Genomic DNA, 22,584 nt, shown 5'->3' with positions numbered 1-22,584 from the left:
CACTTTGTTATAATGTTGAGGTTGTTCCACAACGCGCTAAAGGTGTAATGTAACGCCCAATCACGATGTATTTGTATACTGATTTCCCGGCACATGTAATGTTCAAAAAATAATAAGGAGTTTAGGATGAAAGTTGCGGTCCTCGGTGCAGCAGGTGGTATTGGTCAGGCTTTGGCCCTCCTGCTTAAAACTCAGCTTCCGGCAGGCTCAGAACTCTCCCTCTATGATATCGCTCCGGTTACCCCCGGTGTCGCGGTTGATTTAAGCCATATCCCTACAGCAGTCAAAATTGAAGGTTTCAGCGGTGAAGATGCGACTCCTGCGCTTAAGGGTGCTGACGTAGTGCTGATTTCTGCTGGTGTTGCACGTAAACCTGGTATGGATCGTTCAGATCTTTTCAACGTAAATGCCGGCATTGTGCGTAATCTGATTGAGCAGGTCGCCTCAACCAGCCCAAAAGCACTGATTGGTATCATCACAAACCCGGTCAATACCACGGTAGCGATTGCTGCTGAAGTGCTGAAGAAAGCAGGTGTTTACGACAAAAATAAACTTTTTGGTATCACGACCCTCGATATCATTCGTTCGAACACATTTGTTGCTGCCTTGAAAGGCAAGCAGCCTGAAGAACTCAATGTGCCGGTGGTTGGTGGACACTCCGGCGTGACGATCCTGCCATTGCTGTCGCAGATCCCTGGCGTGACATTTACCGAGCAGGAAGCCGCTGAACTGACGAAACGTATTCAGAATGCGGGTACTGAAGTGGTCGAGGCAAAAGCGGGTGGCGGCTCTGCAACTTTGTCGATGGGCCACGCGGCTGCGGTCTTTGGTTTGTCTCTGGTGCGTGCTCTGAAAGGCGAAAGCAACATTGTTGAATGTGCTTATGTTGAAGGAGATGGCGAGTATGCGCGTTTCTTCTCACAGCCGTTGTTGCTGGGCAAAAACGGTATTGTCGAACGTCGTCCGATCGGTGCACTGAGTGCGTTTGAACAGCAGTCGCTGGATGGCATGTTGGACACGCTGAAGAAGGATATTACTCTCGGCGAAGAGTTCGTTAAGTAACTTACCCCTTCATATATGGCACCCGTAGCGGTGCTGTTCACCCCGGCTCTGTCCGGGGTGGATGTCTGTCAAACTACTGCGTCTGATTCTCTTCCGGGTATTCCTGAACCGTGACTGGCAGCGTCATCTTTTTACCCTCACGGCTGATTTCTACGTTAATCACCGTTCCCGGGCGTATTTCCGCCACCTGATCCATCGTTTCCAGCGGTGAAGCCGCCTGAACGTTGTTGACCCGGGTAATCGTGTCATTGACATGAATACCGGCAATATCGGCGGGCCCACCAGCTTTAACATAGGTAACGACGATACCCTGAAGCTGAGGGTGCTCTATTCCTGTCTCCAGCCCACTGGAGCGTCGGAATTCCTGGCCCGTGATACCGATATAGCCACGGATCACCCGACCATCGCGGATCAGCTTTTCCATCACCTTAGTCGCCAGTTTGGTGGGGATAGCAAACCCCAGCCCTTCCGGTGTTTCACCGTTGCTACTTTTATCAAACGATAGCGTATTAATCCCCATCAGTTCACCCAGAGAATTAATCAGCGCACCGCCAGAGTTGCCACGGTTAATCGAGGCATCTGTTTGCAGGAAATCCTGATGACGGGAAGGGCTGAGGCCAACGCGCCCCGTGGCACCGATAATGCCCTGGGTGACGGTTTGTCCGATGTTGTAGGGGTTACCAATCGCCATTACCAGGTCGCCAACGTGTGCGACTCGTTGCGGGTTGATGGGGATCACCGGCAAACTGGAGGCATTGATTTTCAGCACGGCCAGGTCGGTCAGCGTATCTGACCCGACCAGCATGGCTTCAAAGGAGCGTCCATCCTGCAGATTAACGATAATCTGACTGGCATCATTAATCACATGTTTATTGGTCAGGATATAGCCACGAGGATCCATTATTACGCCTGAGCCCAGGACATCTGTTGAGCCGCTGGCGCTGTGGTTATAGACATAGACCACGGCAGGTGCCGCGCGGCGGACCCCGGCATTGTAACTGACAGGTTCTTCACTGGTGGTGCTGGTACTGGAGCTGGAGCGCGGCAACAGGTCGCCCCCAAGCCTGAGGCTCGGTACGGCTACCAGAAGAATACCGGCCACAATCAGGCCAAAGATCACTGAACGCAAAATTTTAAGAAACATGGTCTTAAGCGGTGAATGAAAGAACGACTGGCAGAATAGCATGAGTTACGCAGACACAGTAGCCCGTGTCTGCGCAAGAGGGTTAAGGCAGGAGCAGGTAGATATTCTCTTCACCGCGCATCACGCTCAGTGCCAGTAGCGGTGGTTTTGCTTCCAGCAGTTTACGCAGTTCGGCCAGGTTCTGAACTGGCGTACGGTTGACGCCAACAATCACATCGTCTTTCTGCAGACCAAACTGGGCGGCGGGAGTCGATTTCTCAACCTCATCGACTTTCACCCCTTTGGTGCCGTCTTTGGCCGCTCCATCACTGAGTGTCGCGCCCTGTAAAGCTGGCGTTGTCAGCTCTGCGCCAGCGCTACTCTGGGTGCTGTTATCCAGCTTCACAGTTACGGTGAGTGGCTTAGCATCACGTAACAGGCCGATCTTCACATCCTGGCCCGGCGGGGTGGTGCCGATTTTCACCCGCAGTTCCGCAAAGTTGGCGATGGCTTTACCGTCGACGCTGGTAATGATGTCACCGGCTTTGATGCCTGCTTTGGCCGCGGCGGACTGGGGTAATACTTCGTTGACGAAAGCGCCACGTTGAACGTCGACATTAAAGGCTTTCGCCATCTCAGCGGTCATCTCGGTGCCTTTGATTCCCAACTGGCCACGCTTAACTTCGCCAAACTGGATCAACTGCTGTGCAAGGCCCATCGCCATATTACTGGGGATAGCAAAGCCAATGCCGATATTGCCGCCGCTGGAGGCCAGAATAGCCGTGTTCAGGCCGATCAGTTCACCATTGAGATTCACCAGCGCTCCACCGGAGTTACCCCGGTTGATGGCCGCATCGGTCTGGATAAAGTTTTCCAACCCTTCCAGGTTCAGCCCACTGCGCCCCAGGGCAGAGACAATTCCTGAGGTGGCGGTCTGACCCAGTCCAAACGGATTACCGATCGCAACGGCAAAATCCCCGACTTTAAGCTGGTCAGAGTCGGCAATTTTAACTTGCGTTAGCTTCGTGGCGCCATTGAGCTGGATGAGCGCAATATCGGTCTGCTCATCGTGGCCAACCAGTTTGGCATCGAACTCGCGGCCGTCGCTCAGCTGCACGCTGATTTTGTCTGCGCCGTTAACCACGTGGTTATTGGTCAGCACGTAACCTTTTGCCGCATCAATGATCACACCTGACGCCAGTCCTTCAAACTCTTGTGATTTTTCGTCACCTTGTGCACCATCCTGGCCGTTCTGTTCGAAGAAGCGCTTTAACTGCTCGGGGATCTGTTGCTGTTTGCTGTCGCTCTCGGTTCCCTCAACGTGAACGCTGACCACGGCAGGCAGAACTTTTTCCAACATCGGTGCCAGGCTCGGCAACGGTTGTCCCTGAATCTGGGAAGGCAGCGATGCCTGGGTCGCAGGGACCACGGCCAGATTGACGCCAATACTTAATGCCAGTGCGCTTAACAGAAATGATTTCTTCTTCATCGGGACTCAGCTCTCGCTACCAGGGGAATAAATAAAGGTGTACCCGGAATTGCAGGCTATATGTTGAGTGATACAGGTATGACCGTTCAGAAACGAGAGGGTGCCAGGCACCCCCAATAAAAATTATTTGGCAGCGCGATCGCCACGCAGCAGGCCAGAAGCGCTGTCCGGGTAATCACGCGGCATTTGCACTGGCACCTGATCGTTATCCGCTTCGGATTCGGTCAGCTGATAGGCAAACGGGTTTTTTTCACCCGGCAGGTTTGGCAGCAAGTCGTTCGACCCTTTCGCCATATGCTGATACAGCTGGCGATAGTCGCGAGCCATATTGTCCAGCAGCTCTGCGCTGTGGGCAAAATGATTCGTCAGCTCTTCACGATAGTCAGCCAGCTCGGCTTTACTCTTTTCCAGTTCATACTGCAGGCTGCGTTGCTCACGCAGTTTCTTATTGCCGAAACGCATGGCGACCGCACCAATAATAATCCCAACCACTAACCCAATAAGCGCATATTCCCAGGTCATAATAACTCCCATATTGTCTTCGTTGTTCCGTAGGGCCTTTCCAACTCATACCCGCCACTATAACCGCTAATCTCACGGAAGTGGAATCCTGCGGCAGCTTCGCTTAGTGTAGAACGACTTTTTTTTCGACAATCAACCACCCGGCAAGACCATTTTTCAGGGAATGTGACAACATTATGCAAACGATGTCTCCTCTGGCGCTGTATCAGCAGGCGCTGGAAAACGGCGAGTATCAGGCCGATGACGTACAACGTGCCGCGATGACCCGCTTAGACGGTATCTATCAGGCATTAACCCGTATCAGCCCGCCCGCATCCGCTGCCAGCGGTGGGTTATTCGGTAAGCTTAATAAGCTGCTGGGAAAAAGTAAAAATGATGTTCAGACACCTGCGCGTGGTCTGTATATGTGGGGCGGCGTTGGGCGTGGCAAGACCTGGCTAATGGATATGTTTTTTCGGGCTATTCCTGGCGAGCGCAAGCAGCGACTGCACTTCCACCGCTTTATGCTGCGGGTGCATCAGGAGTTGACCGAGTTGCAGGGCCAAAGTGATCCGTTACAAATCGTTGCCGATCGCTTTAAAGCCGAAACGGACCTGCTGTGTTTTGATGAGTTTTTTGTCTCAGATATCACCGATGCCATGCTGCTTGGCACACTGATGGAAGCGCTATTCAGTCGGGGTATTACGCTGGTTGCGACATCAAACATTCCCCCGGACGATCTCTATCGTAACGGTTTGCAACGGGCACGTTTTATGCCTGCCATTGAGATGATTAAACAGCATTGTGAAATCATGAATGTGGATGCGGGGATTGATTATCGCCTGCGCACGCTGACGTCTGCACACCTGTGGATGACGCCGTTGGGTGAAGAGACGTCAAAAGAGATGGAACGGATGTTTGTCGCGCTGGCGGGTAAGCCGCGGGAACATCATGAGCCGCTCGAGATTAACCATCGTCAGCTGCCCACGCTGGGAATGGCAGAAGGCGTGCTGGCGATGAGTTTTCTTACGTTATGTGGGGAAGGACGTAGCCAGCATGACTATATTGAACTGTCGCGCCGCTTCCACAGCGTATTGCTGTATGATGTGCCGGTGATGATTTACAAGACTGAAGACCAGGCTCGACGTTTCCTGGCGTTGGTGGATGAATTCTACGAGCGTCATGTGAAGCTGGTGGTCTCGGCAGAAACATCACTTTATGAGATTTACCAGGGTACGAGGCTGAAGTTCGAGTACCAGCGCTGTGTCTCCCGCTTACAAGAGATGCAGAGCGAAGAGTACCTGCGGCTGCCGCATTTACCCTGAGCCTCTCATTACGGTGACGTGATGGTAATTTTATCGTAGAAAACGTTCGCTCTTTGCGTGCGAGTTCTCTATAATCTTGCGACCCCACGTTACAGCAAAGGTTTTTTTCCCAAAACTCTTTGTGTTCCAGTAACTCTATCCGAAGGGGTGGGCTTGCTGGTCAAGATGGTCGTGTGAGCTCCAACCGTTTATTCAAGCGTTTGGGATTTCACCAACGTGTAACTTAATTTGGGTAAGCTTTTAGATGAAAACTTTTACAGCTAAGCCAGAAACCGTCCAACGTGACTGGTATGTTGTTGACGCAACAGGCAAAACCTTAGGTCGTTTAGCGACCGAACTGGCTCGTCGTCTGCGCGGTAAGCACAAAGCGGAATACACTCCGCACGTCGATACTGGTGATTACATCATCGTTCTGAACGCTGAGAAAGTTGCCGTAACCGGTAACAAGCGTACTGACAAGATTTATTACCATCACACCGGCTTCGTCGGTGGTATCAAGCAAGCGACCTTCGAAGAGATGATTGCTCGCCGTCCTGAGCGTGTGATTGAAATCGCGGTTAAAGGCATGCTGCCAAAGGGCCCGCTGGGCCGTGCTATGTACCGTAAACTGAAAGTTTACGCGGGCAACGAGCACAACCATGCGGCACAGCAACCGCAAGTTCTTGACATTTAATCGGGATTACAGGCAATGGCTGAGAATCAAAACTACGGCACTGGTCGCCGCAAAAGCTCTTCCGCACGCGTCTTCATTAAGCCGGGTAGCGGTAACATCGTTATCAACCAGCGTTCTTTAGAACAGTACTTCGGTCGCGAAACTGCCCGCATGGTAGTTCGCCAGCCGCTGGAACTTCTGGACATGGTAGGTAAATTTGATCTGTACATCACTGTTAAAGGTGGTGGTATCTCTGGTCAGGCTGGTGCGATCCGTCATGGTATCACACGCGCTCTGATGGAGTACGACGAGTCACTGCGTGGCGAACTGCGTAAAGCAGGCTTCGTTACTCGTGATGCTCGTCAGGTTGAACGTAAGAAAGTCGGTCTGCGTAAAGCACGTCGTCGTCCTCAGTTCTCCAAACGTTAATTTTTTCTGCTCAGGCAGAATCGATTATCGGAAAACCCGGTGCCTGGCGCCGGGTTTTTTATTTTCTTCTAGTGCAAAAAGCGCGAAACACACACCGCTTTACCATTTTCCCCTGCAATTCCGTCTGCGACCCCCCACAAGCTGACTAAAATCTGGTAGACTATGTGTCACTTTGTGCCCATTGGCCGGGCAATGACGCGTGTATCCTGTGTACCAGGAATCGGTCAATCTTCGGGCTGGTGGCAATGATGAGTCGCCACGTGGATGGCTATTCGCAGTAATTTTCTCGATAAACTTGGAGGTTTACATGGCTGTCGCTGCCAACAAACGTTCGGTAATGACGCTGTTTTCTGGTCCGACTGACATTTTCAGCCACCAGGTACGCATTGTACTGGCTGAGAAGGGTGTTAGTGTCGAGATCGAGCAGGTTGAAACGGATAACCTGCCGCAGGATCTGATCGACCTCAACCCGTACCGTACCGTACCCACCCTCGTTGATCGCGAGCTGACGCTGTATGAATCGCGCATCATCATGGAATATCTGGACGAGCGTTTCCCGCATCCACCATTGATGCCGGTGTACCCGGTAGCGCGTGGTGAAAGCCGCCTGATGATGCACCGCGTCGAGCAGGACTGGTACAGCCTGATGCGTAAAGTTGAAAACGGTACCGCGCAGGAAGCTGAAGCGGCACGTAAGCAACTGCGTGAAGAGCTGCTGGCAATCGCTCCGCTGTTCGCACGTACGCCGTTCTTTATGAGCGAAGAGTTCAGCCTGGTTGACTGCTATCTGGCTCCGCTGTTGTGGCGTTTACCGCAGATGGGTATTGAGCTGATTGGTGCGGGTTCAAAAGAGCTGAAAGGCTATATGACGCGTGTCTTCGAGCGTGATTCCTTCCTGGCTTCCCTGACTGAAGCAGAACGTGAAATGCGCCTGCATACGCGGGGCTGATTACGATGGAAATGTCCCAACTTACCGCACGTCGTCCTTATTTGCTGCGCGCTTTTTATGAGTGGTTGCTCGACAACAATCTCACGCCGCATCTGGTCGTCGACATTAATTTGCCCGGCGTGATGGTGCCCCTGGAATACGCCCGCGATGGTCAGATCGTTCTGAACATTGCGCCGCGTGCTGTGGGCAATCTTGAGTTGGGCAATGATGAAGTTCGCTTCAGCGCCCGTTTTGGCGGTGTTCCTCGTCAGGTTTCCGTGCCATTAGCGGCGGTACTGGCGGTTTACGCCCGTGAAAACGGCGCGGGTACCATGTTCGAACCTGAACCGGCGTATGACGAAGCGGGTGAATTCGAGGCATCTGGCGGGCAGGATGTTGCCCCGGAAACGGTGATGTCGGTGATCGATGGTGATCGTCCCGATGACAGCGTTTCTGACGATGAGGGCCCTGATGATGAGCCGCCTCCGCGCGGTGGTCGTCCGGCGCTTCGCGTTGTGAAATAAAAAACGGGCCTGATGGCCCGTTTTTTTTATCCCTGTCTCTGGAGCGAACCGATGTTACGGTTCGCCTCACTTCTCTTAATAGACATCGCGCAGGTAGCGTTTTTCTTTCTTCAGCTGATCGACGTAATCTGCTGCACGTTCCGCAGACATCCCACCAAACTGAGTAATCACCTGATAAAGCGCCTTATCGACGTCTTTAGCCATGCGTGAAGCATCGCCACAGACATAGAAGTAAGCCCCTTCTTCTAACCAGGCAAACAGCTCTGCACCCTGTTCCAGCATGCGGGTCTGCACATAGATTTTCTCAGCCTGATCGCGTGAGAAGGCTAAGTCCAGGCGCGTCAGTAAACCACTTTCCTGCCAGGTATTCAGTTCATCCTGATAGATATAGTCGTGTTCCTGATGCTGATCGCCGAAGAACAACCAGTTTTTGCCTTTAGCGTTTAACGCTTCACGCTCTTCAAGGAAAGCACGGAACGGGGCAATACCGGTACCTGGGCCAATCATGATCAGCGGAGCATCATTATTGGATGGCACGCGGAACGCTTTATTCGGTGAAATGAAGATCGCAGGTTTTTCACCCCGTTTAACGCGCTCAGCCAGGTAAGTTGAGCAGACGCCATTACGTGCACGGCCTGCGCTGTGATAACGAACGGAAGCGATGGTCAGATGCACCTGATTAGGGTGTGCTTTCTGACTGGACGAAATGGAGTAAGCGCGGTGCTGCAACGGACGCAGCAGGGCAACAAACTCAGGAATACTCAGTGAACGAGTCACATCCAGCTGCAGCAGGTCGAGGGTATCTTTACCCCACAGCCACACACCCAGCGCATCTTTATCGTCATGCTGTAAGACATGACGCAGCTCCTGGTTGGTGGTGTTCTGGCCAACCCATTCGATCAGCTTGCGTGAAGGTTCAGAGATCTCAAACTGGTAGGTCAGCAGGTCGCCCAGACTTCTTTCAAAGCCAGGAACGGGTGTATCGTAGTCTGATTTCAGCTGCGTCAGCAGCAGAGTGACGAGTGCCGGTTCGTTGACCGGGATAACACCCAACGCATCACCCGCTTCGTACTTCAGACCACTGTCGGTCAGATCAAACTCGAAGTGACGAATATCTTTGCCTGAGTTCTCACCGGACAGACGCTTGTTCGTCGCCAGTGCAGCAGCGTAAGGGTTGTTTTTATTGCTGCCAGGGATGACTGGCGCTTCGGGTGCGCTCTCCAGGGCATTACCGCTGCTGCCTGCGCTGGCAGCAAACTGTGGCATGGAGCTGGCGATCCATTCGTTAGACGGCTCTTCATAGTCGATATCGCAGTCGATGCGGTCATAGACACGTTTTGCGCCCAGCTGCTCAAGACGCATATCGATAAATTTACCTGCCTGACAGAAACCGTCGTAGCCTGTATCGCCAATCGCCAGTACCGCAAAGTGCATCTGTTCCAGACGTGGAGCTGTGCTGGCAGAGATAGCCTGCCAGAACAGCTGCGCGTTATCTGGCATTTCACCTTCACCGTAGGTCGAGGTGATCACCAGCACGTGACGCATGGTCGCGAACACGTCGATATCGACTTCGCCCAGACCCTGAACGACAGGCACCAAGCCTTTCGCACGCGCTGCTTTCGCGGCGCTCTGTGCTAATGCTTCCGCATTACCCGTCTGGGAACCAAACAGGATGTGAAGCTGGGTCGTTGCTGCGGAGGCGGCAGAGCCTGCCGCCTGCGGCTGATTTTCCAGCACCAGCAGGCGTGAATGTAAACCAGCAAGGAAGCCTGCCAGCCAAAATTTCTGCTCACCATTAAACGGTGCATCTTCAGGAATATAAGGAATCTTCATCGCTTTTATCTACTCAATCCCGTTTGAATACTCGTTATAGAATATTAGTTTCTGTTCTTATCAATAATCAGGCTAATTTGCCGACTGCGGCAGCCAGTTCAGGCAGTGCAGCACGAGCAAACAGCTCTTCAAAGTCAGGCAGTCGTCCCAGTACTTCTCTGTTGCATGCATCCTGATACATGATCCAACCGTACGTCGCCAGACTGTCCATTGAACGGATGTTACGTTGCGTCAGCGCGGCTTTATAATCGGTCATGCGCTTCGCACCAATCAGGCAGGAAAGCTCTTCATCACTGTAGCTTTCAATGGCCGCGCGACCGTGGCGCTGCAACTTGCTGATCAGCGTGAAATCCTCGGTCATCAGCAGGTTACGCACCGCTTTCTCAACCGCCGGGTCTTCCACTGAAGTACCTTTCGGCAGACGCGAAAGTGCCAGCTGTTGCGCAGAGCTGAGGACGGTGTAGTTGTTTAACAACACCAGCATCTCGGGGGTATCCGTTGCGCCGTAGCCCGGAACCGCACCATTGGCGATGGCTTTACCTTCACGCCATGCCGCTTTAAATTTCGCGACCTGATGACCGGCAAGTGCGGTAGAGAGTTCTTCAAGCAAATCCTTACGGGTTTTCGCTTTCAGAATTTCAGCACCATCCTGATACAGCAACAGGGAACGCGGCATCACGTAAACGAAATGCTGGCTCTCTGTTTCCCAGTGATCAAGCAACCACTGAGCACGCGGAGAAGAGGTCGCTTCCAGATGCCAGTTCAGCATGGTCAGTACCGCTTCTTTATGAACGCGTGCCATCTCGTTGTCATCGGTGATGGAACCCAGCATCACGGAATCACCGGCAGCAGAACCCGCCAGCGTGCCGTACGGGTCGTACTGGTAGGCGAAACCGCCGCTCATGCCATTACCAAACCCAGTACCGTACGTACCAAGGTTAAGCACCGCACCGTTCGTCATATATTCGCAGCAGAAATCACCGACGCCTTCAACAACCGCAGTCGCACCGGAGTTACGCACGGCAAAACGGTCACCCGCCTGGCCTTGTGCGTACAGACGCCCGCCGGTGGCACCGAACAGGGCAAAGTTACCGATCAACACGTTGCCTTCCGCGTCCTGTGAGCCGCCGCCAGGCGACATCACCACAATCTCCCCGCCGCACTGGCCCTTACCCACACCGTCGTTACAGGTGCCGTAATGTTCCAGGCGCATGCCATCGTTACAGAACACGCCGTAGGACTGGCCAGCAGAACCGGAGGTAGAGATAGTGATCGTCGCCGGTGCCAGATAGCGGCGCCCGCGATCGTCCAGCAGCGCGGCCGGAATACGGCTCAAATGCTCAGCGTTCAGTGTATGGTTCAGCAGGCGCTCAATGTCGATAGCCAACTGACCGCCCACGCTCTTGTTACGGTTGTTCAGTGTGATCCCTGCGCCGAGCTTGATCTCAGTGGATCCCTGGCTGACCAGTTGATCGTTCAGCAGATCAATCCAGCCGTTATCCAGCTCAAAATCTTTTTCCAGATAGACTGGACGGGCGATTTTCAGCTCGGGCACTACGGTCAACATGGCACGCAGATCCAGTTTGCCGACTTCCAGTGGGTGATCCATCAGGTGCAGCAGATCGGAGCGGCCACGGGCTTCGCGCAGTGAGCGCAGGCCGAGACGCGCCAGCATTTCACGCACTTCATGCGCAACGTTGATAAAATATTGCGCCAGCTGGCGCGGATCGCCATCAAAGGCTTCGGCATTGGTGGTCAGGCCTGCCGGGCATTTCACGTTACAGTTTTTCGCCATCACACATTTCAGCATCATCAGTGCAGTGGTACCGAACTCGAAACTGTCACCGCCCAGCAGCGCGGATTTCACTACGTCGCTACCTGTCTGCTGTGCGCCAGAGCAGCGCAGCAGCACTTTTTCACGCAGGCCGTTGGCACACAGCGCCTGATGCACTTCGGCGATGCCGATTTCTGCCACGCGCCCGGTGTATTTCAGGCTGGTGACCGAGGCTGCCCCGGTTCCCCCGGTGTTACCGGCAACGTTGATGACATCGGCACCGGCTTTCGCCACGCCAACAGCAATGGTGCCGATACCTTCAGAGGAAACCAGTTTGACGATGACACGCACACGCGCCGCTTTACAGTCGTGGATCAGCTGCGCCAGATCTTCAATCGAATAGGTGTCATGGTGCGGAGGAGGTGAAACCAGCTCCACGCCCGGTGTACCACCACGTGCCGCCGCGATTTCTACCGTCACTTTGGCTGCCGGTAACTGGCCGCCTTCACCCGGTTTTGCGCCCTGGCCAATCTTGATTTCCAGCTCTTCGAGCATAGGGTCAGCCAGATAGGCGGCCCAGACGCCGAAACGACCGGATGCCAGCTGCTTGATACGTGAAGCACGAATGGTCCCATGGCGTGAGTAGTGTTCACCGCCTTCACCGCAGTTACTCATGCCGCCCACCATGTTGGTGCCGTGAGCAACGGCTTCGTGTGCCGGGGCGACCAGCGCACCGTGGCTCATCGCGCCAGAGGCAAAGGTACGGGTAATTTCGTGAGCGGGCTGCACTTCACTCAATGGCAGTGCCGGAGAGATCGTGAAGATGCGTGACAGATAATCTGCTGCTTTTCCGGTTGCCGTCAGGTGCAGAGCATCCGCCGCCACTTCGACATGCTGAATCGCGTCACCAAAGCGTTTTTTCAGGACGACGGAGAGCGTGGTCAAACGGTCATACTCGCTTTTCAGGCCGACGATGGCATCAGTCAGGCGCAGCGTAAACCGATCGTCGCTGCCTTCTGTCGCTTCACACTCCAGCCCACGCACGGCAAAGCCGTTGTTGACCAGCGAGTAGCGTCCCAGCTTACGGGTGAATTCTGCTTCACTGTCCACGTGCGTTAAGTCTGCCGGCAGGGCGAGAATATCACGCAGGGCCGCCGGGCGACGTTTACGCTCTTCCAGCATCAGGCTGGAGAACTGGCGGTAATCAGCGGTGATGGTGAAGTTATCGATCACCTCATTCGGGATGCGTTCGAAGCTGCTGTCAGTAAAGGACTTCGCTTTGATATTGAAGGCATTATCCAGCTTGGCCAGCGTCATCAGGCGGATAAAATTATCCTCCTCACGGGCTTTGTCGGTAAAGCGGATAGGCTGCTCAGTCATATCGATAAAGGTACGTACGGCAATGGTTCCGTAAGAGTGGCCTGCACCTTCTGCACGCTCTTTAAACAGCCCCAGCAACGGTACGTCAGACTCGCCCTGAATGCGCAGCGCACTCTGGTGCCAGTCAACGGCCATCTGCGCGATGGTGGCAAAGCCAGCGCCGCCCACCGGGGTTTTGATATTCGGGAAATACTTCTTCAGCACGCGATCTTCGGTATCCAGGAAGTTCGGTTCAAAGAATTCGCCACAGCTGTAGCTTTCAACGGTACACAGACCCACTTTACCCATGGTTTTCATCAGGGCTTTTTCAGCGGCTTTGGCATAGCGTTTAAAGGCTTTATTACCTTCTTCGCCTTCACCGTACTTCTCTTCAGCACGCATCTGAACGCCGAGCGGATAAACCGCCGAAGCACCGAAACCGAGGGTAGCGGCAATGTGATGTGAAGAGATGCTCTGACCGCTTTCCACCACCAGTGAGACATCAAGACGAAGGCCTTCCTGCACCAGGCGTTGGTTGATCGCCGACACCATCAGCAGCATCGGGATAGCCGCACGCGTCGAGGAAATATGGCGGTCAGTAATAACGGCGATGCCGCCCTGTTCACGGGCAAAATCAACCACATCCTGCGCCAGGGCATCAATGGCTTTTTCCAGCGCATCAGCATTGGCCGCACGGCTTTCAGGATCGGTTCCGATAACTGGCTCGTAGAGCATTTCAAAACGGGCATAAGGTGCCACGGTCTGCTCGCGCAGCTGCAGCATATCCAGATGCGTCAGAATCGGTGTTGGAACCACAATCTGGTGGCCTTTACTGCGCCCGAGATGCGGTTTAGCGCCTAATGCTACGCGCAGCGTCATGCCGTCCACTTCACGGATAGAATCCAGCGGTGGGTTAGTGACCTGGGCAAAGCGCTGGGAGAAGTAGTGCGCCATGCCGCCTTCGTGATCGGACAGGGCGTTAATCGCGTTGCCGTAACCCATCGCTGAAATCTTCTCAGCGCCGGTGGTCAGCATCGGATCCATCATGAATTTGAAGCTTTCCTGGTTGTAGTAGTAAGCCACAAAACGCTGATAGGTTTTGAGGTCACCGCTGTAACGCAGAGGCGAGCCTTGTTGCTCTGCCGGAATAACCGGGAGTTCCTGTAATGTGACGCGCGACTCTGCCAGCATAGCCGGATAGTCAGCCACCGCAGCCAGTTTCTCCAGCGCTTCGATGGTGGTGTAGCTGCGTTTTTCACTGTGATCGTAATAGAGCATCCCGCCCGCTTCGATACGGCCACGGCGCAGTACGCTTTCCGGTGGGAAGGCGATCTGGCCCGCTTCCGACATCGCACCAATATATTCAGCGGTTTCGACAGAACGCAGGGGACGCAGCCCCAGACGGTCAAGACGCGCACCAATCACTTCGCCGTTACCGAAGATAAGAGCGGCCGGGCCGTCATTCTTCTCTTCGTACAGTGAGAAATATTCCAGCATCGCACGTACTTCAGCAGACAATGATGGATCGTTTTCCCATGCTGGCGGCATCATCGATACCACGGCGGTGATCAGGTCCAGGTTATCTTCCATCAGGCGGCTGTGGATGCTCTGGTCAAGACGGGAGCTGTCTGACTGGCCTTTTGGACGCACGATCTTCTTACCGCGTGCCAGCGCAAGTGCAGATTCTGCAATGCGGTTTTTACGGTCAGTGTTCAGTTCACCGTTGTGCGCCATCAGGCGGAACGGCTGTGCCATGGTGGTGTGCGGGTCGGTATTGGTGGAAAAACGGGTATGGAAGAACAGACCGCGCACCTGGTGGTCAGCATCGGTCAGATCCTGGAAATAAGGAATCACTTCATTGGAGTTCAGACGTGCTTTAAATACCTGCGTGCGCGAGGAAAGCGACAGCGGATAGAGTCCGCCAAATTCACTTTCAGTAAAGGCGCGGGCTTCGATGTCCAGCAGGGCACGGTAAATGCGTTTTTCAAAATCAATCTGGTTAGTCACATCGGCCGGGGCAGTAAACACCCATTGCGCGATAGGCAACTGGAACTGAATCGCCGCCGGGCGCAGCACGCTGTTATCCAGCGGCATATCGCGCTTAACGATGATCGTCAAATCATAGGCGGCCAGCGTTTCTTCGACCAGGCGCTCGGCGTTGGCTCGTAGCGCACTGTCTTTCGGCACAAAGAAGTTACCGACGCCATAACGGCCCGCTTCCAGCGGCAATCCGGTAATTTTGCGGAAAAAGTGCAAAGAGAGGTCAACGTTGACGCCAGCGCCATCACCCACGCCTTCGGCTGACATACCCCCGCGATGAGGAACGGTGCACAGGGCATTGTGTGCCATCTGCAGAACCTCATGAGTTTGCTCGCCGTCCTTACGAGTAATGAAACCTACGCCACAGCTATCACTGTCTTTTGATGGATCATACAAGCCATAGGGATAAGGTTTTGAGTTGGACATTGAGGGCCTCCTTAAACTGCTTTTGACATTACCACTGTTCTTCAGGCACAGAGCGCTACGGGCAGTCTTCTCTGGCTCTGTATCATTTTATGCCGCTAAAACGCAGACACCGTGACTCCGAACATTCCATTGATGGACATTTGTTTAAACGTCCTTGAATGAGTTGCTCACGAAATTCCGGGTCTCAAATTGGAGATAACTTGCATCACGAGGGAGTCTACTTGCTGCATAGATATGCCGAGACACTGGCCCGTTAGGAAAGCTTCCAGCGGATTTCCAACTTATCGGGAAAGCGTACTCAGGTCAAATAGCGATCTTACTTATACCTTTTAGCGTGTTTTGTGAATTATCTTCATGATAAATAACAAAATAATGCCATATTTTAACCCTATCGACCCATGCATGAAGGCACAGGAAGTGTGAGCTGACTCACTATAGGGCAGCGGGCAAATCTCTGCACCATGCTGGTGCCGGGGTTATTGGCAGCAGAATGTGCTGTTAGGCGCTTGATAACCGCAGGAACACACTGTTTTTGGCGAGTGGGGTTATTTGAATTAAACAGAGGGGTGTCATTAGTAAAATTAATCATGCCAGGTGTGATTAATATTTCATTAATTGTGAATGATTATTCGTTAGGTGTGACGAGAGACTGCGAGTAAGGCTGACCATCGCTATGAAAAGTATCAACAAGAGAAAGGCGCGCTGAATCCAGAGCGGCCCTACAGATTATGCAGTTATAAAATTTAGTCAATATCTTAAAGGGTAACTTTTTGCTGAGAGGGAAAAAAAGTTTTTATTGTCGGCCACCCTGGTGAGAGCATTGCCAGGCCTGGTTTTGCCGCCAGTACCAGTCTCAGGCCGCAGGGCGCGGAAAATCCCGTCATAACCCGCTGCGGGCTGTGGGTGCTGCTGCACTATTAGTGTGCAGGTTTCTGACCCAGCGTGGGGAGATAGCGCGTTGGTCTTTTGTTCAATTCCGGTATGATTGCCGCTATCCGACTGGAAGGAATCCTTTATGAAACAAATTCGGTTATTAGCGCAGTACTACGTTGATTTGATGGTCAAACTGGGGCTGGTGCGCTTCTCGTTGCTGTTGGCATCGGCGCTGGTGGTACTGGCCATGATTGTGCAGATGGCCGTCACCATGGTGCTGCGTGGTCATGTCGAAAGTATCGATATGGTACGTTCGGTATTTTTCGGTCTGCTGATTACGCCCTGGGCGGTTTACTTCCTCTCGGTGGTGGTGGAGCAACTGGAAGAATCGCGTCAGCGTCTTGCCCGGCTTGTCGATAAGCTTGAAGAGATGCGTAACCGTGATTTGGAACTTAATCAGCAGATGCAGGGTAATATTGTCCAGTTAAATCAGGAGATTACTGACCGTATTAAAGCCGAAGATGCACGCCTGCAGGTGGTGGCGAAACTGAAAGAGGAGATGGTGCGGCGTGAAGAAGCGCAAATCGAACTCGAACAACAATCCTCTTTCCTGCGTTCATTCCTTGATGCCTCCCCTGATCTCGTGTTCTACCGCAATGTTGACCAGCAGTTCTCAGGCTGTAACCGCGCGATGGAATTGCTCACGGGCAAAAGCGAAAAACAGCTTATCGGCCTGTCTCCAAAAGATGTCTACGACGACGACGCAGCGACCAAAGTGCTGGAAACTGATGAGAAAGTCTTCCGTCATAATGTCTCCCTGACTTATGAGCAGTGGCTGCAATATCCTGATGGGCGCAAGGCCTGTTTTGAAATTCGGAAGGTGCCTTATTACGACCGCGTAGGGAAACGTAGTGGGCTGATGGGCTTTGGACGCGATATAACCGAGCGTAAGCGTTACCAGGACGCGTTAGAGAATGCCAGTAGGGATAAGACGACCTTTATCTCTACTATCAGCCACGAGCTTCGTACGCCGCTTAATGGCATTGTGGGTTTGAGCCGTATCCTATTGGATACCCGCCTCAACCAGGAACAGCTGAAGTATCTTAAAACCATCCATGTTTCCGCTATTACACTGGGTAACATTTTCAACGATGTGATTGAGATGGACAAAATCGAGCGCCGCAAAGTGCAGCTGGATAATCAGCCTATTGATTTCACAGGGTTCCTGGCCGATCTGGAAAACCTCTCCGGTTTGCTGGCTGAGCCAAAAGGGCTGAAGTTTGTGCTGGCGCCCTCGCTCCCGCTTCCCCACAAAATTATTGCTGATGGCACACGCCTTCGTCAGATCCTGTGGAACTTGATTGGTAATGCGGTGAAATTTACCCAGCAAGGGGAAATTGTGGTGCGGGTTGGCTATCAGCAGGATGACTGCCTGTGCTTCGAAGTCGAAGATTCTGGCATGGGTATCCCGCAGGATGAGCAGGACAAAATTTTTGCCATGTATTACCAGGTGAAGGATCAGCGTGGCGGCAAGCCTGCGACGGGCACGGGGATTGGACTGGCGGTATCCCGCCGCCTGGCTCAAAGCATGGGAGGCGACATCTGCGTGCATAGCGCGCCTGGTCAGGGTTCCTGCTTCACCCTGACGCTCAACGCACCGCGTGTGATCGAAGACCTCGAGGATGAACAGCAGGAAGAAGATTTGCCACTGCCCGCGCTGCACGTGCTGCTGGTGGAGGATATTGAGTTGAACGTTGTGGTTGCTCGTTCGGTGCTTGAGAAGCTGGGTAACAGCGTAGACGTGGCGATGACAGGGCAAGCTGCACTGGATATGTTTGACCCTGACGAGTTTGATCTGGTGTTGCTGGATATCCAGCTACCCGACATGACCGGACTGGATGTGGCGCGCATCATCCACCAGCGTCATGCCGGAGAGCATCTGCCACCGCTGGTGGCACTGACGGCGAACGTCCTGAAGGATAAACGTGAATACCTTGATGCGGGTATGGATGATGTTCTGAGCAAGCCATTGGCCGTTCCTGCACTCACGGCGATGATCAAAAGATACTGGGATTTCCAGGCAATCGATCTACCTGATGCACCGGAGTTCAATATGGATGAGAAAGAACTGGCGTTACTGGATGTGCCCATGCTTGAACAGTATATCGAGTTGGTCGGGCCGAAACTGATCCATCAGAGCCTCGCGATGTTCGAACAGATGATGCCGGGTTACCTGGCGGTACTGGATTCCAACATGATGGCGCGCGATCAAAAAGGCATTGCGGAAGAGGGCCACAAAATTAAAGGTGCTGCGGGTTCCGTAGGGCTGACACATTTGCAGCAGGTTGCAAAACAGATTCAAAGCCCTGAGCTGCCTGCATGGTGGGATAACGTTCAGGAATGGATTGATGAGCTTAAGCACGAGTGGCGCAATGACGTGGAAGTGTTACGGCAATGGGTTACGGACGCTGAAAAAAAATGACCCCGACCGAAGCCGGGGTGCGCGAATACTGCGCCAACACCAGGGAAAAAGGTCCTCCTGAGCTATTCTGATAAGAATCGTCGAGAGCTCAGGTTTAGGTATTGGGTGAACATAACAATGCTCAGTCACTACTTTAGCAAATCTTGCGTCACATGTTACGGGATTCATTAAAATGTGTGATGTTGAGCAGCGTTCGTAAACAGAAGAACCGATTTTTACAATCCAGTCAAGCGGCGAATTACATTTTACGATAATACGCATATTTATTGAACGATTGTGGCTTTTCCCCAGGTCCTGGGATTGACGTAAACTTTTTGCTCTGATGACTTTTTACTTAGGTACGGGAGTCTCGCTGCTGTAATCGATTTTATTGTTTGTAAGTTGATGTTTTATTTAGTTATTGTTGGGTTTTTGGTCTGGCTTTCCGAAACGTTTTGGTTTCTGCTAGCACAAATTACCGAATCGCCCTCCAGCGGTCGGTAAATGCTGACTCCGTTCAGCAAGATAAACAGCTCTTTCCAGTAACGTGAAACGATGTGGAATCGACTCTAAGGCCAAATCGACACGGGATTTACTTTCTATGAGGCTGAATAATCGAAAGCGTCCAGATGAAATTTATAAGCAGGATGAACCAATCAATTTCGAGTGCTTTCTGCTTCCGACAGATCCATCGTAGAGTGAAGGTAAAGTGCGTGATTTAATGGAACCGATTCCGGTTATGTCGGAGTAACTGACAATCATGGAGAAATCCTGGTGTATTTTCATACTGATAAATTTTGGGCGGATCCTCGGGTATGAGTCGCAATAAAGTGCGCGTGATGGCGCGGATCAAATCGGGGCTATTTCGCCTGGTCCTGGTCGTAATGGGTTTATGGGTGGGTGGTATTGTCCTCTTTGCTTTTTTACCGGTGCCATTTTCTGCCGTGATGGCCGAACGGCAATTGAGCGCCTGGTTCAGTGGTGATTTTCGCTATGTGGCTCATTCTGACTGGGTGTCGATGGATAAGATTTCACCGTGGATGGCGTTGGCGGTTATTGCCTCTGAAGATCAGAAGTTCCCTACGCACTGGGGGTTTGATGTGGCCGCTATTCAGTCAGTACTGGACAGCAGTAATGAGAAAGCGGGTATGCGCGGCGCATCGACACTCTCGCAGCAAACGGCCAAAAACGTATTTCTCTGGGATGGACGGAGCTGGGTGCGTAAAGGCCTGGAGGCCGGTCTGACGGTGGGAATTGAAACAGTATGGACCAAACGCCGGATCCTCACTGTTTATCTTAACGTGGCGGAGATGGGGAAAGGGGTCTTTGGCGTAGAGGAGGCCTCTCAACGCTATTTCCATAAACCGGCCAGTCGCCTGTCTATGTCTGAAGCCGCGCTACTGGCTGCAGTGCTACCCAACCCCATTCGCTTCAGGGCTGATGCTCCGTCTGGCTATGTGCGTCAGCGCCAACAGTGGATTATGCGCCAGATGCGCCAGCTCGGGGGGGAGAGTTTCCTGCGGGAACATAAGTTGCATTAATTCGGGCGGGAAATAGCCAACAGACCGGCTGAAACGCCGGTCTGTTCAGGGGGATGATTAGTCTTCGTCGAATCCGGCATTAAACAGATCGATCACCGCGGCCAGCGCTTCTTCTTCTTGCGCACCACTGGCTTCTACTTCGATATGACCGCCTTTAGCTGAGTCAAGCATCAGTAGCGCAATCACGCTGCTCGCTTCCGCTTCAGTACCGCTTTCATTGCGCAGCAGCACTTCAGCATCAAAACTCTGTACCAGTTCGAACAGCTTCATCGCCGGACGTGCGTGCATACCCAGCTTATTTTTAATCTCAACAGTCTGTTTTACGGTCATGATTTGCGTTTTTCCAGCGTACGGTGACGAGACTGAACGTTTTTACCGCGCGAGCGGAAATAATCTGCCAGTTGCTCGGCAATATACACGGAACGATGTTTACCGCCGGTACAGCCGATCGCCACTGTCAGATAGCTACGGTTATTGGTTTCCAGCATCGGTAACCATAACTCGAGGTAGCTGCGCGTCTGATAAATAAAATTATGCACTTCAGTATGACGATCAAGGAAGGCGGCAACGGGGCGATCAAGACCGGTCATCGGACGCAGCTTCGGATCCCAGTGTGGATTCGGCAGAAAACGGACATCAAACACATAGTCGGCATCAATGGGAATACCGTGTTTGAAACCGAAAGATTCGAATACCATGGTCAGTTCACGTTCGCGTTTCCCCAGCAGGCGGGTACGTAGCATCTCTGCCAGCTCGTGCACTGACATTTCTGAGGTGTCGATAATCAAATCGGCACGGGAACGTAGCGGTTCCAGCAGATCGCTTTCTTCATCGATGGCACTTTCCAGCGACAGATTTTTACTGGAGAGCGGATGCAGGCGACGGGTATCGCTATAGCGACGGATTAAGGTATTACGGTCAGCATCCAGGAACAGAAGCTGCGGCGAAAAACAGTCTGGCAAATTGGTGAGCGCGGTTTCAAATACCTCCGGAGATTCCGGCATGTTACGTACATCGATACTCACAGCAGCAGATATGTTGCGCTCAGCCAGCGAATGAGCCAGATCAGGTAGCAAGACTACAGGCAGGTTATCCACGCAGTAAAAACCCATGTCTTCCAGCGCGCGTAATGCCACTGATTTCCCTGAGCCTGAGCGACCGCTGACGATCATCAGCACCATTTCACTTTTCCCCCAATTTAACCCGCTTTCCCTTAGACCAGAAGCTGCACCAGCGCTGCGTTTCGCTGCGTTGCTGCAACTTCATTATGTCGGGGACTGTGGCAAGAATGACTAACTCTCTTCGTGATCTTCCGTGATGATCTCGTAAAGATCTTCATCGGATTGTGCGGCGCGCAGGCGACGCAGAACGGTTTTATCTGCCAGGCGCTTGGCAACCAGAGAGAGAGTATGAAGATGTGTTTTACACTGATCTGCTGGCACCAGCAGGGCAAACAACAGGTCCACGGGCTGATTATCAATTGCATCAAACGCGATGGGCTGGTCAAGGCGAATGAAGACACCGACTGCGCGTAGCGTATCTTCTTCCAGCTTGCCGTGCGGGATGGCAATGCCATTACCGATACCGGTGCTGCCCATTCTTTCACGCGTCAGAATCGCTTCAAAAATTGTCTGATGCGGGAGGTTAAGCTGTTTCGCCGCAAGCTCGCTGATAATTTCCAGCGCCCGTTTTTTGCTCTGGCAATGTACGCCATTACGGGTACACGAGATGCTCAAGACGGAGCCCAGTTCCAGTTTCAAATCATTGTTCATCATAGTTTCACTTAACTTTTCACTTCCGCAGGCAGGACACTCTTTACCAGCGTTCAGATCAAGAGATTAACATGCCGTATTGATTAACGGCTCGTATTCCCGGAAGAATACGAGCCGATACCGCTTTCAGCATATGCCAGTAGAAGCGGGTTGCTGAAACACCATCAATGCATTGTGAGATTTAGTGTTGTTTTAGCTTATCTTTGTGTTTATTCAACTGGCGAGTCAGCTTGTCGATCAGGCCGTCAATCGCCGCGTACATATCTTTATCTTCCGAGGTGGCATGCAGCTCACCGCCATTCACATGCAATGTTGCATCGGCAATTTGCGTCACTTTCTCCACTTTTAAAACAATATAGACCTGGTTAATCCGGTCAAAGTATTGCTCCAGTTTGGCAAACTTCGCTGTCACAAACTCGCGCAGTGGCTCGGTGATTTCAACGTGCTGTCCAGTGATATTGAGCTGCATAGT

At 52.7% G+C, this 22,584-nt stretch carries 17 protein-coding genes; 8 read left to right on the top strand and 9 right to left on the bottom strand.

What is annotated here, in order from left to right:
• Positions 1 to 126: 126 nt before the first annotated feature.
• The gene (gene mdh, locus HHI26_RS08815; protein ID WP_133844135.1) at positions 127 to 1,062 is read left to right on the top strand and encodes a malate dehydrogenase; all 936 of its coding nucleotides are present in this window, start codon (positions 127 to 129) and stop codon (positions 1,060 to 1,062) included.
• A gap of 73 nt (positions 1,063 to 1,135) precedes the next feature.
• Here mdh and degS read toward each other — a convergent pair whose 3' ends face one another.
• From degS to zapG, 3 genes are all read right to left on the bottom strand, one after another.
• Positions 1,136 to 2,206, bottom strand: coding sequence for an outer membrane-stress sensor serine endopeptidase DegS (degS, locus tag HHI26_RS08810; RefSeq protein ID WP_133844133.1), 1,071 nt, complete (start codon positions 2,204 to 2,206; stop codon positions 1,136 to 1,138).
• Positions 2,207 to 2,288: 82 nt separating this feature from the next.
• Entirely contained in the window at positions 2,289 to 3,674 is a 1,386-nt protein-coding gene (gene degQ / locus HHI26_RS08805; protein ID WP_159337314.1) for a serine endoprotease DegQ, read from the bottom strand.
• Between the two features lie 123 nt (positions 3,675 to 3,797).
• Positions 3,798 to 4,196, bottom strand: coding sequence for a Z-ring associated protein ZapG (zapG, locus tag HHI26_RS08800; RefSeq protein WP_133844129.1), 399 nt, complete (start codon positions 4,194 to 4,196; stop codon positions 3,798 to 3,800).
• A gap of 176 nt (positions 4,197 to 4,372) precedes the next feature.
• Between zapG and zapE the strand changes: the two genes are divergently transcribed.
• The 5 genes from zapE to sspB all read left to right on the top strand — a co-directional run bounded on the left by zapE (position 4,373) and on the right by sspB (position 8,033).
• Positions 4,373 to 5,500 carry a cell division protein ZapE gene (gene zapE / locus HHI26_RS08795; protein ID WP_133844127.1) on the top strand — a complete coding sequence of 376 codons (1,128 nt, stop codon included), beginning with the start codon at positions 4,373 to 4,375 and terminating at the stop codon, positions 5,498 to 5,500.
• Between the two features lie 244 nt (positions 5,501 to 5,744).
• Positions 5,745 to 6,173: a 50S ribosomal protein L13 gene (gene rplM, locus HHI26_RS08790; protein WP_056231094.1), complete on the top strand. Its 429-nt coding sequence runs from the start codon at positions 5,745 to 5,747 to the stop codon at positions 6,171 to 6,173.
• A 15-nt stretch (positions 6,174 to 6,188) separates the two neighbouring features.
• Complete coding sequence (rpsI, locus tag HHI26_RS08785; protein WP_004168023.1) at positions 6,189 to 6,581, top strand: 30S ribosomal protein S9; 393 nt, start codon at positions 6,189 to 6,191, stop codon at positions 6,579 to 6,581.
• A 307-nt stretch (positions 6,582 to 6,888) separates the two neighbouring features.
• Positions 6,889 to 7,530 carry a stringent starvation protein SspA gene (sspA, locus tag HHI26_RS08780; RefSeq protein WP_133844125.1) on the top strand — a complete coding sequence of 214 codons (642 nt, stop codon included), beginning with the start codon at positions 6,889 to 6,891 and terminating at the stop codon, positions 7,528 to 7,530.
• 5 nt (positions 7,531 to 7,535) lie between these two features.
• Positions 7,536 to 8,033, top strand: coding sequence for a ClpXP protease specificity-enhancing factor (gene sspB, locus HHI26_RS08775; protein ID WP_133844123.1), 498 nt, complete (start codon positions 7,536 to 7,538; stop codon positions 8,031 to 8,033).
• A gap of 75 nt (positions 8,034 to 8,108) precedes the next feature.
• Here sspB and HHI26_RS08770 read toward each other — a convergent pair whose 3' ends face one another.
• Positions 8,109 to 9,866 carry a sulfite reductase subunit alpha gene (locus HHI26_RS08770; RefSeq protein ID WP_133844121.1) on the bottom strand — a complete coding sequence of 586 codons (1,758 nt, stop codon included), beginning with the start codon at positions 9,864 to 9,866 and terminating at the stop codon, positions 8,109 to 8,111.
• Positions 9,867 to 9,933: 67 nt separating this feature from the next.
• The gene (locus HHI26_RS08765) at positions 9,934 to 15,465 is read right to left on the bottom strand and encodes a glutamate synthase-related protein (protein ID WP_159337315.1); all 5,532 of its coding nucleotides are present in this window, start codon (positions 15,463 to 15,465) and stop codon (positions 9,934 to 9,936) included.
• A 1,015-nt stretch (positions 15,466 to 16,480) separates the two neighbouring features.
• Between HHI26_RS08765 and arcB the strand changes: the two genes are divergently transcribed.
• Both arcB and mtgA read left to right on the top strand, forming a co-directional pair.
• Positions 16,481 to 18,820, top strand: coding sequence for an aerobic respiration two-component sensor histidine kinase ArcB (gene arcB, locus HHI26_RS08760; RefSeq protein ID WP_133844117.1), 2,340 nt, complete (start codon positions 16,481 to 16,483; stop codon positions 18,818 to 18,820).
• 794 nt (positions 18,821 to 19,614) lie between these two features.
• On the top strand, positions 19,615 to 20,340 hold the full coding sequence (gene mtgA, locus HHI26_RS08755; protein ID WP_133844115.1) for a monofunctional biosynthetic peptidoglycan transglycosylase: 726 nt from the start codon (positions 19,615 to 19,617) through the stop codon (positions 20,338 to 20,340).
• Between the two features lie 57 nt (positions 20,341 to 20,397).
• On the opposite strand, the gene npr is transcribed toward mtgA, so the two are convergent.
• The 4 genes from npr to hpf form a co-directional block, all read right to left on the bottom strand.
• On the bottom strand, positions 20,398 to 20,670 hold the full coding sequence (gene npr, locus HHI26_RS08750; protein WP_133844113.1) for a PTS phosphocarrier protein NPr: 273 nt from the start codon (positions 20,668 to 20,670) through the stop codon (positions 20,398 to 20,400).
• Positions 20,667 to 21,521, bottom strand: a complete 855-nt coding sequence (rapZ, locus tag HHI26_RS08745) for an RNase adapter RapZ (protein WP_133844111.1) — start codon at positions 21,519 to 21,521, stop codon at positions 20,667 to 20,669. The genes npr and rapZ overlap by 4 nt, the downstream gene beginning before the upstream one ends.
• A 111-nt stretch (positions 21,522 to 21,632) precedes the next feature.
• Positions 21,633 to 22,115 carry a PTS IIA-like nitrogen regulatory protein PtsN gene (gene ptsN, locus HHI26_RS08740; protein ID WP_133844109.1) on the bottom strand — a complete coding sequence of 161 codons (483 nt, stop codon included), beginning with the start codon at positions 22,113 to 22,115 and terminating at the stop codon, positions 21,633 to 21,635.
• A 178-nt stretch (positions 22,116 to 22,293) separates the two neighbouring features.
• Entirely contained in the window at positions 22,294 to 22,581 is a 288-nt protein-coding gene (gene hpf, locus HHI26_RS08735) for a ribosome hibernation promoting factor (RefSeq protein WP_133844107.1), read from the bottom strand.
• Between the last annotated feature and the right edge of the window lie 3 nt (positions 22,582 to 22,584).

The organism is Erwinia sp. JH02 (genome assembly GCF_013074405.1).
In the GTDB taxonomy this organism is placed as follows: Bacteria; Pseudomonadota; Gammaproteobacteria; order Enterobacterales; family Enterobacteriaceae; genus Erwinia; species Erwinia rhapontici.
The sequence above is the reverse complement of the archived record's forward strand: the minus strand, read 5'-3'. Positions and strand labels throughout refer to the sequence as shown.

What these genes read in the sequence shown, in the direction of transcription:
- mdh (WP_133844135.1), top strand. Translation starts at nt 127, where the DNA reads ATGAAAGTTGCGGTCCTCGGTGCAGCAGGTGGTATTGGTCAGGCTTTG.
- degS (WP_133844133.1), bottom strand. Translation starts at nt 2,206, where the DNA reads ATGTTTCTTAAAATTTTGCGTTCAGTGATCTTTGGCCTGATTGTGGCC.
- degQ (WP_159337314.1), bottom strand. Translation starts at nt 3,674, where the DNA reads ATGAAGAAGAAATCATTTCTGTTAAGCGCACTGGCATTAAGTATTGGC.
- zapG (WP_133844129.1), bottom strand. Translation starts at nt 4,196, where the DNA reads ATGACCTGGGAATATGCGCTTATTGGGTTAGTGGTTGGGATTATTATT.
- zapE (WP_133844127.1), top strand. Translation starts at nt 4,373, where the DNA reads ATGCAAACGATGTCTCCTCTGGCGCTGTATCAGCAGGCGCTGGAAAAC.
- rplM (WP_056231094.1), top strand. Translation starts at nt 5,745, where the DNA reads ATGAAAACTTTTACAGCTAAGCCAGAAACCGTCCAACGTGACTGGTAT.
- rpsI (WP_004168023.1), top strand. Translation starts at nt 6,189, where the DNA reads ATGGCTGAGAATCAAAACTACGGCACTGGTCGCCGCAAAAGCTCTTCC.
- sspA (WP_133844125.1), top strand. Translation starts at nt 6,889, where the DNA reads ATGGCTGTCGCTGCCAACAAACGTTCGGTAATGACGCTGTTTTCTGGT.
- sspB (WP_133844123.1), top strand. Translation starts at nt 7,536, where the DNA reads ATGGAAATGTCCCAACTTACCGCACGTCGTCCTTATTTGCTGCGCGCT.
- HHI26_RS08770 (WP_133844121.1), bottom strand. Translation starts at nt 9,866, where the DNA reads ATGAAGATTCCTTATATTCCTGAAGATGCACCGTTTAATGGTGAGCAG.
- HHI26_RS08765 (WP_159337315.1), bottom strand. Translation starts at nt 15,465, where the DNA reads ATGTCCAACTCAAAACCTTATCCCTATGGCTTGTATGATCCATCAAAA.
- arcB (WP_133844117.1), top strand. Translation starts at nt 16,481, where the DNA reads ATGAAACAAATTCGGTTATTAGCGCAGTACTACGTTGATTTGATGGTC.
- mtgA (WP_133844115.1), top strand. Translation starts at nt 19,615, where the DNA reads ATGAGTCGCAATAAAGTGCGCGTGATGGCGCGGATCAAATCGGGGCTA.
- npr (WP_133844113.1), bottom strand. Translation starts at nt 20,670, where the DNA reads ATGACCGTAAAACAGACTGTTGAGATTAAAAATAAGCTGGGTATGCAC.
- rapZ (WP_133844111.1), bottom strand. Translation starts at nt 21,521, where the DNA reads ATGGTGCTGATGATCGTCAGCGGTCGCTCAGGCTCAGGGAAATCAGTG.
- ptsN (WP_133844109.1), bottom strand. Translation starts at nt 22,115, where the DNA reads ATGATGAACAATGATTTGAAACTGGAACTGGGCTCCGTCTTGAGCATC.
- hpf (WP_133844107.1), bottom strand. Translation starts at nt 22,581, where the DNA reads ATGCAGCTCAATATCACTGGACAGCACGTTGAAATCACCGAGCCACTG.